Source organism: Rhodococcus sp. As11 (assembly GCF_048957735.1).
In the GTDB taxonomy this organism is placed as follows: Bacteria; Actinomycetota; Actinomycetes; order Mycobacteriales; family Mycobacteriaceae; genus Rhodococcus; species Rhodococcus gordoniae.
Map to the genome: position 1 here is coordinate 1 of NZ_JARDJE010000002.1, position 16190 is coordinate 16190.

The window sequence follows — 16190 nt, forward strand, 5'->3', positions numbered from 1 at the left end:
CCCCGCCCCCCGCGGCGGGGCCCCCCCCGCGGGGCCCCCCACCCCGCGGTACAGGACGGCGACCGCCCGACCGTACTCGTCGCGGAAGACGCGTTCGATGTCCGCCGTGGACGGATCGGTCATCGTTGTATGCACGTCATCCGGCGCAGGAACCGAAGGCCAGCGGCCGTACCTCGACGGGCAGCGTGGTGGCCTCCGCGAGACCGCGTGCCCACCTCAGCGCCTCGTCGAGGTCGAACACGTCGAGGATGTCGAAGCCACCGAGGTGCTCCTTGCCCTCGATGTACGGACCGTCGGTCGTCACCACGCGCCCCTCGTCGGTACGCACGACCGTGGCGGTGTCCGGTGGGTGCAACCCACCGGAGAACACCCAGACGCCCGCCTCCCGGATCTCGTTCTGCCAGGCCTCGACCTTCTTCATGATCGGTTCGAGGAACTCCGGAGACGGCGGCTCACCGTCCGGTTGGTAGATGCTCAGCAGGTACTGCGCCATGTCGGGGTCCTTCCCTCCACGGCCGGCGGATCCGGCCTCTCATCCTCCATACGAACGGTAAGGCGCGGATTCGACACCTGGCACGGAAAAGACCGTCGGTCCGGCCCGCCGCCCTCGCACATGGTCGGTATCGGATCCCTCGTCCGCATCCATGGATGAAGACGGTGCGGATCGCCACGACCCCGGGGCCGCGCGGGTCCTCAGGCCGGATGCGGAGAATTCATGTCCAGCCCGACGGCGCGGGCCATCGCCGCGCGCGGGGCGGGTAGTCCGGTGAACTGTTCGACCTGCCCGAAGGCCTGGTTCAGGAGCATGTGCAGACCGCTGACGACGCGGCCCCCACGTGCCTCGGCTGCCTTCGCCAGGGGCGTGGGCCAGGGATCGTAGATCGCGTCGAGGATGCAGGGCGCGTGCGCGAGCGTCTCCGCGTACGGTGCCGCCGCGGGCGCGGGCACGGTGCTCACGAGCGCACCCGCCTCGGCGCAGACCCGGGCGAGTTCCGGCGCATCGAACGAGAGCCATCGGGCCTCGATGTCGTCCCCGAGGCAGTCGAACGTCGCGCGGGCCTTCTCCTCGGAACGCGCGACGACGATCACCGAACGCACACCGAGGTCGGTGAGCCCGACCAGCGCCGGTCGCGCGGTGCCACCCGATCCGACGACGACCGCCGCCGCATCGGACAGATCGCCGACCCCGGCCGACCGCAATGCCCCCGACACACCGTCGACGTCGGTGCAGTCGGCCCGCCACCCGTTCTCGATACGGACGAGGGTGTTCGCCGAACCGATCGTCACAGCCCGCTCGGTGCGTTCGGTGGCGAATTCGAGTGCCGCGAACTTGCCGGGCATCGTGACGGACAGGCCGACCCATTCCTCACCGAGTGAGGACACGAGTCCCGGCAGCTGCTCACCGGTGCATTCGACGCGTTCGTAGGTCCACTCGGCCAGCCCGAGTGCCCGGTACGCCGCGAGATGCAGCAGGGGCGACTTCGAGTGCGCGATGGGTTTCCCGAGGACCGCCGCCCTCCGGACACCCGACCTCGGATCAGCGGCCACTGTCGAGGATCCCGCTCGCGAGTGCCAACTCGGTGTTCTGCAGGTGCTCCTCGTAGGAGTTCGCGAAGAGCGTGGTGCCCTTGTCGTCGATCGTCACGAAGTAGATCCATTCCCCCGGTTCCGGGTTCTCCATCGCCTGCAACGCGCCGATACTCGGCGAGGAGATGGGCGTCGCCGGCAGACCGACCTTCGCGTAGGTGTTCCAGGGGGTCACCCGGCCGCGGTCGGCGTCGGTGGTCGCGAGTTCGGTCTCGTCGAGTTCGTAGTTGACCGTCGAGTCGAACTGGAGCATCTGATCGATCTCGAGCCTGTTGAGGATCACGCGGGCGACCTTCGCGAAATCCTGTGGCAGTGCCTCGCGTTCGACCAGCGACGCGGAGATGAGCATCTCGTAGGGGGTCAGGCCCACCCGCGCGGCCGCGTCGGTGATCCCGGTGGAGTCGTAGCTCGTAGCACTCTCCGAGACCAGGCGGGCAAGGATCTCGACGGGTTCGGCAGTGGGATCGAAATCCCAGCTGCCTGCGGCGATGAGACCCTCGAGCTGTCGTCGCCTGTCGGGCACGTTCGCCACCGCATCGCGCGCCCATTCGGGAACGCCGAGGGCCTGCAGATCCGGGGTGGATCCGGCCGCGTCGAGTTCCTCGTAGGTGATGCAGTTCTCGGCGGCGGCGTCACCGTGGCAGCTCGCCTCGGCGATGAGTGTGTAGATGCCCTTGCGAACGGCGCCCGTGTTGACGTCGCGGATGTCGTGCAGCTGACGTCCCTCGGAGATGACGAGCGCCCCCACCCGGCTGGCCGGGTCGACGAGCGCCGCGACGGCGTCGACGGCGGGAATGTTGGTGGGCACCTGATAGAAGCCGGGATGCAGGGAGTTCATTCCCGAGTTCTGCACGGCCGCTTCGTAGAAAGCGGCGGAACTCGCCACGACGCCCTTGTCGACGAATTCGCTGCCGATCTCTCCGGCGGTGTCGCCCGGGGCGACCTGGACGACGACGGCGGGACCGGCGGGTCCGGTGAAGTCGGGCGGGAGGTCGGGGCCGAGGAGCCGATCGTAGGCGAGATAACCGCCACCTGCTACGACGAGCAGGAGAATCGCGGCGGCGAGCGCCCCCACGACCCGTCCACGTCTCTTGCGCTTGCGCGCCTTCGGATCGCGGCGCGCGGGATGATCCGAACCGCCGACCGCGGCAGGCACCGCGCGCTGTTCGGCGGTGTCGTCGTCCGCATCGTCGTCGACGTAGTCGGCATAGTCGTCGCGCCGATCGGTGTCCCGGTAATCGTCGCGTGCGGCGTAGGAGTAGCCGCCCGGATACTCGTCGTCGAGGTGTCCGCCGTCGTCGTAACCCCGCTCGTCGTAACCCCGCTCGCCGTAACCCTGCTCGCCGTAGTCCTGGTCCGCATGGTCGTCGTCGACGTATCCCTGTTCGGGACGACCGGCCGTGGCATGCGGGTGGTACCCCGGGGCGCCTGACGGTGGACCGTCGACCGTGCCCGGTGGTGGGCCGTCGAACGCCCCCGGACCGAAGTTCAGGACCGTGGTCTCGTGGTCGTCCGGACCAGGACGACCGGCGCTCGGCGCCCCGCCGGAGTGACCTTCACCGTACGGATCACCGGCGTGGGGATCGTGCCCGTACGCATCGCGCGCGTAGGGGTCGGGTGCGTACGGGTCGTCGTACCGGTAACCCCGGTCGGACCGCTGCGGGTCAGCGGGTCCGGTGCGATCGACCGGAGGTTGCGTGTACCCACCGGCGTAGGGATCTGCGAACAGATCCTCCCGCCCGTTCTCCGAATGGTCGTCGTGTCGTCCGTGCCGGCTCACCGGCTGCCCCCCGCGTCACGCCCCGACTCGTTCACTACCGAACTCCGCTCGTCCAACCAACCCTGCAAGATGGCCACGGCGGCAGCCTGGTCGATGACCGGCCGCGCGCCTCGCGCACTCACCCCGCTCTCGCGGAGGGCGCGCGCCGCAGTGACCGTCGTGAAACGTTCGTCGGCCAGGCGCACGGGAACGTCGGGTAGGGCACGGCGAAGCCGACGCGCGAAGTCGCTCGCCAGTTTCGCAGCCTTGCCGGGCTCACCGCGCAGTGTCTGCGGCAGCCCGACGATAACCTCCACTGCCTCGTATTCCCTAACGATCCGGACGATGCGCCGGATATCGGGCGCTTCCGGGCTACGTTCCTTGGTACGCGGCACAGTCTCGACCGGAGTGGCGAGGATGCCGTCGGGGTCGCTCGATGCGACCCCGATCCGAACGCTGCCGACGTCGACAGCGATGCGGCGACCACGGCCGGGATCGTCCGCTCCGGGGCGATCGGGGCGCGGTAGTTCGGCCACGCTCAGCCGGCCGACTCGTTCAGGCGGGCACGGAAGGCGTCGAGTGCGGCGGGGATGCCCGCCGGATCCGACCCTGCGCCCTGGGCCATGTCGGGCTTGCCGCCACCGCGACCACCGATCGCGGGGCCGAAGCTCGAGACGAGTTCGCCGGCCTTGATGCCCTTCTCCTGGGCCGCCTTCGTGGTGGCGACGACGAACGGCACCTTGCCGCCGGCATTGCCGAGCAGCAACACGACGGCGGGCTCGGTGCCGAGGCGGCCGCGGACGTCCGCCGCGAGCGTGCGCAGATCGTTGCCGGCGACACCGTCCGGAGCGGCCTCGGCCACGACGAGTACGTCGCCGACGCGCTGCGCCTTGCCCGCATACGTGCCGGCTGCGGCGGCGACGTTCGCGGCACGGGTCTTCTCGAGTTCCTTCTCCGCGGCCTTGAGCCGGTCGAGCAGGGCCTCGACGCGCCCGGGCACCTCCTCGGAGGGGACCTTGAGGGTGGAGGACAGGCCCGCGAGCAGCGCGCGTTCCTTCGCCAGATGACGGTAGGAATCGAGACCGACGTATGCCTCCACTCGGCGGATACCGGAGCCGACGGACTGCTCGCCGAGGAGGGTCACGGTGCCGACGTGCGAGGAGTGCTGCACGTGTGTGCCACCGCACAGCTCCATCGAGAACGGACCGCCGATCTCGACGACGCGGACCTCGTCGCCGTAGTTCTCGCCGAACAGGGCCATCGCGCCCATCTTCTTGGCCTTGTCCAGGTCGGTGACGAACGTGTTGACCGGGTAGTTCGCCGCGACGGCCTCGTTGGTGACGCCTTCGATGTCCTGCTTCTGCTGCTCGGACAGCGCGCCGGGCCACGAGAAGTCGAACCGCAGGTAGCCGGGCTTGTTGAGCGAGCCGGCCTGCACGGCGTTGGGGCCGAGCACCTCGCGCAGCGCGGCGTGGACCAGGTGGGTGCCGGAGTGGCCCTGGGTGGCACCCTTGCGCCACTCGGGATCGACCTGCACGAGGACGGCGTCGCCTTCGACGACCTGGCCCTCGAGCACGGTGACCTTGTGTGTCCACAGCTGCTTGGCGATCTTCTGGACGTCGTCGACCTTGATCCTCAGACCCGGGCCGGTGATGCTGCCGATGTCGGCGATCTGACCGCCGGACTCCGCGTAGAGGGGGCTGCGGTCGAGGATCAGCTCGACCTGCTGGCCCGCGCTTGCGGCGTGCAGCCGCTCGCCGCCGGTGATGACGGCGAGCACGTGCGCCTCGCTCACCAGTTCGCTGAAGCCGGTGAACTCGGTGGGGCCGCGGTCGAGGAGTTCCTTGTAGACCGTCAGGTCGGCGTGGGCGTGCTTGCGAGCGCGGGCATCGTCCTTGGCGCGCTGCCGCTGCTCGGCCATGAGCGAGCGGAAGCCTTCCTCGTCGACGGTGAGGCCGGCCTCGGACGCCATCTCGAGGGTGAGGTCGATCGGGAAGCCGTAGGTGTCGTGGAGGGTGAACGCCTCGGTGCCGCCGAGCACGTTCTTGCCCTGCGACTTCACGGTCTCGACGGCGCCTTCGAAGAGCTTGCTGCCGGTGCCCAGGGTCTTGAGGAAGGCGGTCTCCTCGCCCACCGCGACGGTCTCGACGCGGGAGAAATCGGTGGCGAGCTCGGGATAGGACGGGGCCATGGTGTCGCGCACGACCGCCATGAACTCGCGCATCGTGGGCTTGTCGGCGCCGAGCAGGCGCGCCGAGCGCACGATGCGGCGGAGCAGGCGGCGCAGCACGTAGCCGCGGCCGTCGTTGCCGGGGTTGACGCCGTCGACGATGAGCATCGCGGCGGTGCGGGCGTGGTCGGCGATGACGCGGAAACGCACGTCGTCGTCGTGTGTCGCACCGTAGACGGCGCCGGTGAGTTCGGTGGCCTTTTCGATCACCGGACGCAGCAGGTCGGTCTCGTAGACGTTCTCGACGCCCTGGAGCAGGAAAGCGACGCGCTCGACCCCCATACCGGTGTCGATGTTCTTCTTCGGCAGCGGGCCGAGGATCGGGTAGTCGTCCTTGGCGCCGCCCTCACCGCGCTCGTTCTGCATGAACACGAGATTCCAGATCTCGATGTAGCGGTCCTCGTCGGCTTCGGGACCACCTTCGACGCCGTAGTCGGGTCCGCGGTCGTAGAAGATCTCGGAGCACGGACCGCACGGGCCGGGGATGCCCATCGACCAGTAGTTGTCCTTCATGCCGCGGCGCTGGATGCGCTCGTCGGGCACACCGACCTTGTCGCGCCAGATGGAGTACGCCTCGTCGTCGTCGAGATAGACCGTCGCCCACAACTTCTCGGGATCGATGCCGTAACCGCCGTGCTCGACGGAACCGGTGAGCAGCGACCACGCGAAGGTGATGGCCTCTTCCTTGAAGTAGTCGCCGAACGAGAAGTTGCCGGCCATCTGGAAGAAGGTGTTGTGGCGGGTGGTCTTGCCGACCTCCTCGATGTCGAGGGTGCGAACACACTTCTGCACGGATGTGGCGCGCGTGTACGGCGGGGTCTGCTGACCGAGGAAGTAGGGCACGAACGGGACCATGCCGGCGTTGACGAACAGCAGGTTGGGATCGGCGAGGATCAGCGACGCGCTCGGCACCTCGGTGTGTCCCGCCTTCACGAAGTGATCGAGAAAGCGCCTGCGGATCTCGTGGGTCTGCACGTCGATGGTCCTTTTGTGGTCTGGCGATGGTGTGAACTGCCCGGGGCGGGCTGCCGATCGTGCCGATCGGCCGCTCTTCAGCTTATCGCGCCGCCGAAAGTGGTTTCTGTACGGCAGCGCCGTGCATGGCTTCCGTACGGTGGCGCCGTCCGGGGTCCTCGGTACACGGTCACCGCTCACCGCGCACGATGCGGCGCAGCTTGGGCAGGCGGGCCGACAGCTCCCGTTCCACGCCGCGGCCGGTCGGCTCGTAGTAGTCGACGCCGACCAGCTCGTCCGGGGCGTACTGCTGCGCAAGCACGCCGTCCGGGTGCGCGTGCGGGAACTTGTAGCCGATCGCGTTGCCGAGCTTCTGCGCGCCCTGATAGTGACCGTCGCGCAGATGCGCCGGTACCGGCCCCGCCTTGCCCGCTTTGACGTCGGCGATGGCGGCACCGAGGGCGGCGGTGACCGAACCCGATTTGGGGGCAGTGGCGATGTGGATCGTCGCCTGGGCGAGCGCGAGCTGGGCTTCGGGCATCCCGACCTGCTGGACGACCTGCGCTGCGGCGACCGCCGTCTGGAGGGCGGTGGGGTCGGCCATGCCCACCTCCTCGCTGGCCTGGATCATCAGACGACGGGCGATGAAGCGCGGGTCCTCCCCCGCGACGATCATCCGTGCCAGATAGTGCAGGGCCGCATCGACGTCGGAGCCGCGCAGCGACTTGATGAAGGCACTCGCGACGTCGAAGTGCTGATCGCCGTCGCGGTCGTAGCGGACGGCGGCCTCGTCGATGCTCGACTCCACCGTCGCGAGGTCGATGACGGCCGCGTCGCCACCGGTGACGGCGAGCGCGGTGTCGGCGGAAGCTTCGAGCGCCGTCAGGGCACGGCGGGCGTCGCCCCCGGCGAGCCGGACGAGGTGGTCGAGGGCGTCGTCGTCGATCTCGACCGCACCCGCGAGTCCACGGGCGTCGGTGCGCGCACGTTCGAGCAGTGCCCGGATGTCGTCGGGCCCGAGCGGCTGCAGTTGCAGTACCAGCGACCGGGACAGCAACGGGGCGACCACCGAGAACGACGGGTTCTCGGTCGTCGCCGCGACCAGCAGCACGATGCGGTTCTCGACGGCGGCCAGCAGTGCGTCCTGCTGGGTCTTCGAGAAGCGGTGGACCTCGTCGATGAACAGCACCGTCTGCTCACCGTGGGTGAGCCGCCGGCGCGCCAGATCGATGACGGCGCGCACGTCCTTGACGCCCGCCGACAGTGCGGACAGCGCTTCGAACCGGCGTCCCGTGGCCCCCGAGATCAGCGACGCCAGGGTCGTCTTCCCGGTGCCGGGCGGACCGTAGAGCACCACCGAGGCGGCGCCCGATCCCTCGACGAGGCGCCGCAGCGGCGCCCCGGGTTCGAGCAGATGCTGTTGCCCGACCACCTCGTCGAGAGTCGCGGGCCGCATGCGCGCGGCGAGCGGTGCGTTCGCGCCACCGGGTGCGATCGAGGTCCGGCGGACCTGCGGTTCGATGTCGGGTTCCGGTTCGCGTGGCGCCTCGAACAGGGCGTCCGGTTCGGCAGACGGGTCGTTCGCCCCGAAAAGATCACTCACGCATCCGACGCTACAAGCTCGCGCCGACGCCCGGTCGACGACGGTCTGTGCCGTTCGCGTGACGGATGTCCGATTGTGTGGTCGGATCGTGGTCGTGGCCACGACACCGTTCGCCGATCATGTGTCCCGCCGCGCCGTGCTCCGGTCGTCGATCCTCGCCGCCGGTGTTGCGGCCTTCGCGACGACCTCGCAGCCGGCGCACGCCTCCCCGGCGGTCTTCGCGCACGGTGTGGCATCGGGAGATCCGCTGCCCGACGCGGTGATCCTGTGGACGCGGGTGACCCCGTCACCGGAGGCGACACCCGGTTCGGGTGCGGGGCCCGACGTCTCCGTGAGCTGGGAACTGGCCCGCAGCAGTACCTTCGATGCGGTCGTCTCGAGCGGCACGGTGACGGCGAGTGCGGTCTCCGACCACACCGTCAAGGTCGACGTCCGCGGACTCGCACCCGGTTCCACCTACTTCTATCGTTTCCGTGCCGCCGGAGCCGTCTCACCGACCGGCAGGACGCTCACGGCACCTGCTCACGACGCCGCGGTCGAACGTCTCCGGTTCGGGGTGGTGTCGTGCTCGGACTGGGAAGGCGGGTTCTTCTCCTCCTACCGCCATCTCGCCGCGCGCGACGATCTCGACGCCGTGGTGCACCTCGGCGACTATCTGTACGAGTACGCGGCCGGGAAATTTCCCGTCGCCGGCGGCCGGGCCGTCCGCGCTCACCTGCCGGCGCACGAGATCGTGAGCCTGGCCGACTACCGGATACGGCACGCGCAGTACAAGACCGATCCGGACCTGCAGGCACTGCACGCGAAGGTGCCGTGGATCGTGGTGTGGGACGACCACGAATCGGCCAACGACGCGTGGGCAGGCGGGGCGGAGAACCACGATCCGCTCGTCGAGGGCGACTGGGCGGCCCGCAGAGCGGCATCCGTGCAGGCCTACGACGAGTGGATGCCGGTCCGCACGAATGCCGGACGTCTCTACCGCCGTCTGCGCTTCGGGCGGCTCGCCGAACTGTCCATGCTGGACCTGCGGAGTTATCGATCCCAACAGGTTCGCGGCATCGGACGGCAGGTCGACGATCCGGCGCGCACGATGACCGGACGGGACCAGATGGAGTGGCTCACCGCGGGTCTGACCACCTCCCCTACTCGGTGGCAGCTGATCGGCAATTCGGTGATGCTCTCGCCGATCCTGCTGCCACCCCTCGATCCACGGACCACCGGGGCGCTGACCGCGCTCATCGGAGCGCCGGCCGGAGGCGTGCCCTTCAACACCGATCAGTGGGACGGTTACACGGCCGACCGCCGGCGGCTGCTCGACACGATCACGGCGGCGGGTCTGCGGAACGTCGTCTTCCTCACGGGCGACATCCACACCTCGTGGGCGATGGACGTCCCCGTCGACGCCGCCGACTATCCGGGGGCAGGCACCGTCGCCACGGAGTTCGTGGTTCCCTCGGTGACCTCGGCGAACATCGACGAGCTGCTCGGTGTGCCGCCGAGGAGCACGTCGCCTGCGCTGGAGGCGACGGCGACCGCGACCAATCGGCACGTGCGCTTCGTCGAACTCGATTCGCACGGCTACGGGGTACTCGACGTGGCCCCCGATGCGACACAGATGGAGTGGTTCTTCGTCGGCGACCGCACGGATCCGAACACCCCTGCACGCCGTGTCGCGGGATACCGGGTGGCCGACGGCGCGACGAGGATCGAACCCGCCGCTCCCCTCGTGTAGCCGGCGAGCGGCGCCTGCCGGATCGACCGCTCTAACCGGCGGCGCGGTCCTCGAGGTGGGCGAGCACGTCGCGGGCGTGTGCGGCGACATCGTCGTGGCCTGTCGCGGTGGCGAACTCGGCGAGCAGCGACCAGCGGGCGCGGAGCGCCGGGATGCGCGGCACCGACAGTCCGTGTTCGCGGACCGATGCGATGCGTGCGTGGTCCTCGGGCAGGAACAGGTGCGTGCTCAGCCAGATGCACGCGAGCAGGGCATCGAGCAACCGCTCCTCGAGCACCTCGTCGTAGGCCAGCTGCGGCCACATGGCGACGACCTCGGCGCGCCATGCGTCGGCCATCGCGCGGATGCGGTCGACGGAGAGCGGCACCGAGCACAGGCACAGTGGGAAGGAGCTGAGTGCGTACGCGATGTCGAGGGTCGCATCGCGGAAGCCGCCCCACTCGTAGTCGAGGAACTGCACGCCGTCGTCACCGACGACGATGTTGTCGGGGCACAGGTCCGACGGGCTGAAAGCCCGGAAACGTCCGCCGGTGAACAGCTTGGAGGCACGCTCGGCGCGCTCGCGCACCGACTCGGGCACGGCCAGCCCGAAATCCGCCTCGAGGAGTTCGGGGACGCCCCGTACCGCGTCGAGGGCCTGCTGGGACACCGCGTCGGCGACCCGCGCGACGTCGGCGCGACGAAGCAGGGCCGCGAAGTCCTCCTCGCGCCCGACGGTCGCGGCGTGCATGCGCCCGAGCGCCTGCGCCAGGGCCATCAAGGTGTTCCCGGCGGCCTCGGAGCTGTTGCGCAGCACCTCGGCGAGAGTGGTCGCGTCACCGAGGTCGCTGAGCACGAGCAGACGGGCGTCGAAATCGTAGGCGAGCAGTTCGGCGCCCGGACGGTGATCCTTCGCCAGGGCCGTCGTGAACTGGTAGGAGACCGCCTCCCGGAGGAAGGCGATCTGCTCGTCGGTCTCGGAACCGCGGAAGTCGACGTGGCCGGCGCCGCGGGAGGGCGGCACCTGCTTGAGGACCAGGGTGCGTGGAAGCGAGAACGGATTGGCGGCCACTCGTACCCGAACGACCACCGAGCGGCCGCTGCCCCCGAGATCCACGGGATCGGTGAGGGTCACCGTGGCGCCGGTACGGCGGGTGAGCAGCGCTTCGGCGGCGTGTACCACCTCGGACACGGGGTCTGCCAATGTTGCGGTCATCACGGCCCAATCTACAGGTTCTCGGTCACGACGAGGTCGTCCACAAGGCTCGGATCGAGCGGGACCTTCTTCACCCGCGACCGTTCCACCACGTCGCTTTCGTCTGCTTGCGAGGAAGAACTCGCTGTTCACCGATGTGTCCCGTTCCGCTCCCGTCCGCCGCGGCTCTCCACGCGTCCATCACGATAGGGACACGTCACCACTATTCCGGTGAAACGTGTGTCACCTTCTGAAATCCACGGGCGGTGCCGCGGTCCACCGCGGCCTTCACGACACCGAAGATCAGACCCTGGAGAGCGGCCGCGACGAGCACGTCCCTGGTGCGCTGCGACAGATCCTGAGGTTCGGGCCGTTCGTCACTGCCGCCGACCTTCTTCCACACCTGATTGAAGACTGCGCCGGCGAGAAGGCCGCCTCCCACACTGGCTGCGAGAGCGAGCGGCTTGTAGAAGATCACACGTGCGTCGGCCATCGATACCTCCTCGTACCGGCGCCCCCGTTGGCGCCGGACCGACGGAGTACCCCGACAGGATCCTCACAAACCCCATCGAACCCACGAACCTCACCACACGACCGCCGTCGGAGGCCTCGGACACGACGGCGCGGTGCCGCCGCCCGGAGGCGGACGGCACCGCGCCGAGGAAGATGCGAGTGATCAGGACCTGTCGGCGTCCTCGGTCTCAGGCTCCGGCACGAAGTCGATGCCCGACTCCTTGCGCTGCTCCGGCGTGATCGGCCCGGGAGCGTCGGTCAGCGGATCGACACCGCCTCCGGACTTGGGGAACGCGATGACCTCACGGATCGAGTCGACCCCGGCGAGCAGCGCGGTGATGCGGTCCCAGCCGAAGGCGATACCGCCGTGCGGCGGCGCACCGTACTTGAATGCCTCGAGCAGGAAGCCGAACTTCTCGTTCGCCTCCTCCTCCGGGATGCCCATGACCTTGAACACCCGCTCCTGGATGTCGGGGCGGTGGATACGGATCGAGCCGCCACCGATCTCGTTGCCGTTGCAGACGATGTCGTAGGCGTAGGCCAGCGCCGACCCCGGATCGGTGTCGAAGGTGTCGAGGTACTCGGGCTTGGGCGAGGTGAACGCGTGGTGCACCGCGGTCCACGCCGAGTGACCGAGGGCCACGTCCCCACTGGCGGTCGCGTCGGCCGCGGGCTCGAACAGCGGGGCGTCGACGACCCACACGAACGCCCACGCGTTCGGATCGATCAGATCGAGCTTGCGGGCGATCTCGCCGCGCGCGGCACCGAGCAGCGCCCGCATCGGCTTGGTGGGGCCGGCGGCGAAGAAGATGCAGTCGCCGGGGTCGGCGCCCACGTGCGCGGCGAGCCCGGCACGTTCGGCGTCGGTGAGGTTCTTGGCGACCGGGCCGCTCAGCGTGCCGTCCTCGCCGACGAGCACGTATGCGAGGCCCTTGGCGCCGCGCTGCTTGGCCCATTCCTGCCAGGCGTCGAGCTGACGACGCGGCTGGCTCGCGCCGCCGGGCATGACGACAGCACCGACGTACTCGGCCTGGAAGACACGGAAGGTGGTGTCCTTGAAGAATTCCTTGCACTCGACGAGTTCGATACCGAAACGCAGATCCGGCTTGTCGGTGCCGAAACGGCGCATGGCTTCGGCGTAGGTCATGCGCGGGATCGGGGTCTCGAGTTCGTAGCCCACCAGACGCCACAGTGCGTGCAGCACCTCCTCGGCGAGGAGGATCACGTCGTCCTGGCTCACGAACGCCATCTCGATGTCGAGCTGGGTGAACTCGGGCTGACGGTCGGCGCGGAAGTCTTCGTCGCGGTAGCAGCGCGCGATCTGGTAGTAGCGCTCGATGCCACCGACCATGAGCAACTGCTTGAACAGCTGCGGGGACTGCGGCAGGGCATAGAAGTTGCCGGGCTGCAGGCGTGCGGGCACCAGGAAGTCGCGGGCGCCTTCCGGTGTCGAGCGGGTGAGGGTCGGGGTTTCGACCTCGACGAACTCGTGGTGGGCGAGCACGGCGCGGGCCGCAGCGTTGACCTTGCTGCGCAACCGGATGGTCTTGCCGGGCTTCTCGCGGCGCAGATCCAGGTAGCGGTACTTCAGGCGGGCTTCCTCACCGGCCTGGTCGTCGAGCTGGAACGGCAGCGGGGCCGACTCGTTGAGGACGACGAGTTCGGAGGCGTCGACCTCGATCGCGCCGGTCGGGATCTCGAAGTTCTGGTTGCCCTCGGGGCGGACCTCCACCTTGCCGGTGATCCGGACGCAGTACTCCGCGCGGAGCCGGTGCGCCTGCTCGAGGACCCCGGCACTACGGAAGACCACCTGCGAGACACCCGACGCGTCGCGCAGGTCGATGAAGATGACCCCGCCGTGATCGCGTCGCCGGGCAACCCATCCGGTGAGGGTGACAGTCTGCTCGGCGTGCTCGGCTCGCAACGAGCCGGCGAGATGGGTGCGCAGCACGGAATTCCTTTCGAAACGATCAGCGACGGGTTCGTCGGCTGTAATCCTACGAAAGACACGATCGGCCTGAGCGCACCCGTACCGAATAGTTCGTGCCAAGCTTGTCCGGGTCCGACGAACACGGGAGAAAGCGGCGGCGATGACGTTCAGAGAAGGTGCACGCATGGATGCGGGCCGTGTCCGTACCGGCGGTGGTGGGCGCGGTGGGAAGCTCGCTCTCGGTGGCGGGGCCGGTGGCCTGATCGTCATCATCCTGGCATTGCTGTTCGGCGGAGATCCGTCCTCGCTGCTGGGATCGGGGGTGCCCGACACGTCCGGCGATCCGCAGGCGGAGAGCGCACTCGAGGAGTGCGAGGTCGGTGGTGCCACCGCCAACGAGAACGTCGACTGCCGGGTGCTCTACACCGTCGGGTCGCTGGACTCGGTGTGGGAGCAGCAGTTCGCGAGCCAGACCGGTGTGGCCTACGTGCAGCCGGAGGTCGAGATCTTCACGTCGGCCACGTCGACGGGCTGCGGTAACGCCACCAGCGACATCGGGCCGTTCTACTGCCCGGCGGATCGGACCGCCTACTTCGACACCAGCTTCTTCGACGAACTCGAGACCCGGTTCGGCGCCAGCGGCGGTCCGCTCGCGCAGGAATACGTCGTCGCGCACGAGTTCGGCCACCATCTGCAGAACCAGCTCGGCGATCTCGGACGTGCGCAGGCCGATCCGCGCGGTCCCGAATCCGGCGCCGTCCGTACCGAGCTGCAGGCCGACTGCTACGCCGGAGTATGGGCCTATCACGCCGACAAGCTGCCCGAGCCGACCACCGGCGAACCTTTCCTCGTGCCCCTGACCGACACCGATATCCGCGACGCACTCTCCGCCGCATCCGCCGTCGGCGACGACCGGATCCAGCGGGCCGCCACCGGTCGGGTGAACCCGGAGGGCTGGACGCACGGCTCGTCCGAGCAGCGCCAGGCCTGGTTCCTGGCGGGATACCGCACCGGCCGGGTCGACGCGTGCGACACCTACTCGGCGCGCGATCTCGACAACCCCCCGGCGCTGCGCTGACTCCGCGGATCGCGTGCGGCACCTCGTGTACCGACGAACCTCTACGTCACGCGTCCGCTGCGATACGCCCTCACGCGACCGTGACGGTCATGTTCGCGCTGTCGGCGATCAGGTCGGCGTGCTTGCGCATGCGCAGGGAGATGGGCCAGGTACCGGCGCGGCGTGCCGTGAAGCTGAAGACCCGTTCACCGGCCCCTCCCGGCAGCGGATTCTTCGACGGCAGGAATCGGATGTCGCGCAGGACGAGTCCTTCTCCGATCCTCGACGTCGACCAGCAGTAGTCCCGGGAGGTGTTCTCGGGAAGGTGCAGTTCGATCGTGTCCCCGACACCGACCGTGACGTCCTTCGGCCCAGTGGCGATGTGCTTCATGACCTCAGAATAGCGCCCGGATGTGATCCGCCTCACCCACTCGGCCGTGGTGACCGCACAGCCCGCGTGATGCCGATGTGTGATGGGACACAAAATGGGGCATTCGGTGCCCATGCACGAGGAACGAGCCGGAATCACACGCAGCGACGCGGTGATGGGAGGACGCCTTCTCGCTCTCGCCCACGAGAACGGTTACAGCGAACTGACCGAAGAGGTCGCGGCACTGGTGTCGAGCGCCGGTTCGGACTCACCGTCCCGGATCACTCCCCCGCTGTACGGCGGCGTACTGAGGTGGACGGTCTCGACGATCGCCGACGTCGTGGTCGACAAGATCGGCCCGCAGGTGCGCGGCGACGAGTCCTTCGAACTGACCATCCGGACCGAGAGCGGCCGTCACGTCCGGCCGGAGGAACTTCCGCAGCCGGAGAGCACCGTGATGAAGGCCGTCGTCGATGCACTCGCCGGCGACTCCGTCGCGGCCCGCAGCGACCTCGACGAGGTGGTCTTCGCGATGGACTGGGCATCGCAGATGGAAGCCTTGGTCGAAGCGGTGCTCTGGCTCGACCGGCTTCTCGACACACCGGTACCGGACGGGAACGACGCACCCTGGTGATCCTCACCCGCAGAAGGACATGAGCGACGACCGATGCCCTCGTTCACTCCCCTGACCCCCGAGGCCCTCACGATCTCCGTCGCCGACCGTGCCGAGTCGCTCACCGGAACCGTGTGCGTCGCCGTGAGTGCGCCCGACGCGGCAGACCCGGTGGAACTCGCGCGCCGAATCGGGACGGAACTGCGAACACGGGGCCGTGCCGCCGACGTCGTGGCACTCCACGACTTCGTCCGGCCCGCGTCCCTCCGGCTCGAGCACGGGCGGACCGATCCGTACAGCTACCGGCACGACTGGTTCGACTACGCAGCACTCGATCGGGAGGTGGTGCGAGCATTGCACGAACAGCACCGATGGCTTCCTCGTCTGTGGGACGAGGACACCGACCGCTCGGCACGCGAACTCCCGCGGCCGGCGGCGCACGACCAGATTCTCGTCGTCGCCGGTCCGATGCTCCTCGGCCGCGGGCTCGACTTCGATGTCACCGTTTCCCTGACGATGTCGCGTGGGGCGCTCGAAAGACGCACGCGCGCCGGGGATCACTGGACGATCACCGCGTTGCTCGAGCACGGCGAGACGGATGCGGACGTGCTGGTGCGCTACGACCATCCCACCCGCCCGGCCGCACGGACGAGATCCGCCTGACCGGT

At 68.9% G+C, this 16190-nt stretch carries 14 protein-coding genes; 4 read left to right on the forward strand and 10 right to left on the reverse strand.

Annotated features, from left to right (window positions below; genetic code table 11):
• Positions 1 to 136: 136 nt before the first annotated feature.
• From PV766_RS02385 to PV766_RS02410, 6 genes are all read right to left on the reverse strand, one after another.
• Positions 137 to 493: a YciI family protein gene (locus PV766_RS02385; RefSeq protein ID WP_064064939.1), complete on the reverse strand. Its 357-nt coding sequence runs from the start codon at positions 491 to 493 to the stop codon at positions 137 to 139.
• A gap of 200 nt (positions 494 to 693) precedes the next feature.
• Entirely contained in the window at positions 694 to 1548 is an 855-nt protein-coding gene (locus PV766_RS02390; protein ID WP_421096329.1) for a shikimate dehydrogenase, read from the reverse strand.
• Positions 1538 to 3367, reverse strand: a complete 1830-nt coding sequence (locus tag PV766_RS02395) for an endolytic transglycosylase MltG (RefSeq protein ID WP_421096330.1) — start codon at positions 3365 to 3367, stop codon at positions 1538 to 1540. Before PV766_RS02395 ends, PV766_RS02390 begins: the two co-directional genes overlap by 11 nt.
• Entirely contained in the window at positions 3364 to 3882 is a 519-nt protein-coding gene (gene ruvX / locus PV766_RS02400; RefSeq protein ID WP_064064942.1) for a Holliday junction resolvase RuvX, read from the reverse strand. Before ruvX ends, PV766_RS02395 begins: the two co-directional genes overlap by 4 nt.
• A 2-nt stretch (positions 3883 to 3884) precedes the next feature.
• Positions 3885 to 6551, reverse strand: coding sequence for an alanine--tRNA ligase (gene alaS, locus PV766_RS02405; protein ID WP_064064943.1), 2667 nt, complete (start codon positions 6549 to 6551; stop codon positions 3885 to 3887).
• Positions 6552 to 6720: 169 nt separating this feature from the next.
• Complete coding sequence (locus PV766_RS02410; RefSeq protein ID WP_064064944.1) at positions 6721 to 8133, reverse strand: replication-associated recombination protein A; 1413 nt, start codon at positions 8131 to 8133, stop codon at positions 6721 to 6723.
• 94 nt (positions 8134 to 8227) lie between these two features.
• Between PV766_RS02410 and PV766_RS02415 the strand changes: the two genes are divergently transcribed.
• On the forward strand, positions 8228 to 9865 hold the full coding sequence (locus PV766_RS02415; protein ID WP_421096331.1) for an alkaline phosphatase D family protein: 1638 nt from the start codon (positions 8228 to 8230) through the stop codon (positions 9863 to 9865).
• Positions 9866 to 9896: 31 nt separating this feature from the next.
• Here PV766_RS02415 and PV766_RS02420 read toward each other — a convergent pair whose 3' ends face one another.
• The 3 genes from PV766_RS02420 to aspS form a co-directional block, all read right to left on the reverse strand.
• Positions 9897 to 11060, reverse strand: coding sequence for a kinase (locus tag PV766_RS02420; protein ID WP_421096332.1), 1164 nt, complete (start codon positions 11058 to 11060; stop codon positions 9897 to 9899).
• A gap of 202 nt (positions 11061 to 11262) precedes the next feature.
• Positions 11263 to 11532 (reverse strand): DUF4235 domain-containing protein, encoded by a 270-nt coding sequence (locus PV766_RS02425; protein WP_064064946.1) that lies wholly within the window; start codon positions 11530 to 11532, stop codon positions 11263 to 11265.
• Between the two features lie 183 nt (positions 11533 to 11715).
• On the reverse strand, positions 11716 to 13503 hold the full coding sequence (gene aspS / locus PV766_RS02430) for an aspartate--tRNA ligase (protein ID WP_064064947.1): 1788 nt from the start codon (positions 13501 to 13503) through the stop codon (positions 11716 to 11718).
• A 139-nt stretch (positions 13504 to 13642) separates the two neighbouring features.
• On the opposite strand from aspS, the gene PV766_RS02435 reads away from it, so the two are divergent.
• Positions 13643 to 14560, forward strand: a complete 918-nt coding sequence (locus PV766_RS02435; protein ID WP_129976682.1) for a neutral zinc metallopeptidase — start codon at positions 13643 to 13645, stop codon at positions 14558 to 14560.
• Between the two features lie 70 nt (positions 14561 to 14630).
• Here the strand turns inward: PV766_RS02435 and PV766_RS02440 are convergent, their stop codons facing one another.
• A complete protein-coding gene (locus tag PV766_RS02440) occupies positions 14631 to 14930 on the reverse strand; it encodes a protease inhibitor I42 family protein (protein WP_064065002.1) in 300 nt (99 codons plus the stop codon).
• Positions 14931 to 15042: 112 nt separating this feature from the next.
• Between PV766_RS02440 and PV766_RS02445 the strand changes: the two genes are divergently transcribed.
• Both PV766_RS02445 and PV766_RS02450 read left to right on the forward strand, forming a co-directional pair.
• Positions 15043 to 15543, forward strand: coding sequence for a hypothetical protein (locus PV766_RS02445; protein ID WP_064065003.1), 501 nt, complete (start codon positions 15043 to 15045; stop codon positions 15541 to 15543).
• Between the two features lie 33 nt (positions 15544 to 15576).
• A complete protein-coding gene (locus PV766_RS02450) occupies positions 15577 to 16185 on the forward strand; it encodes a hypothetical protein (RefSeq protein WP_421096333.1) in 609 nt (202 codons plus the stop codon).
• The last annotated feature ends 5 nt before the right edge of the window (positions 16186 to 16190 follow it).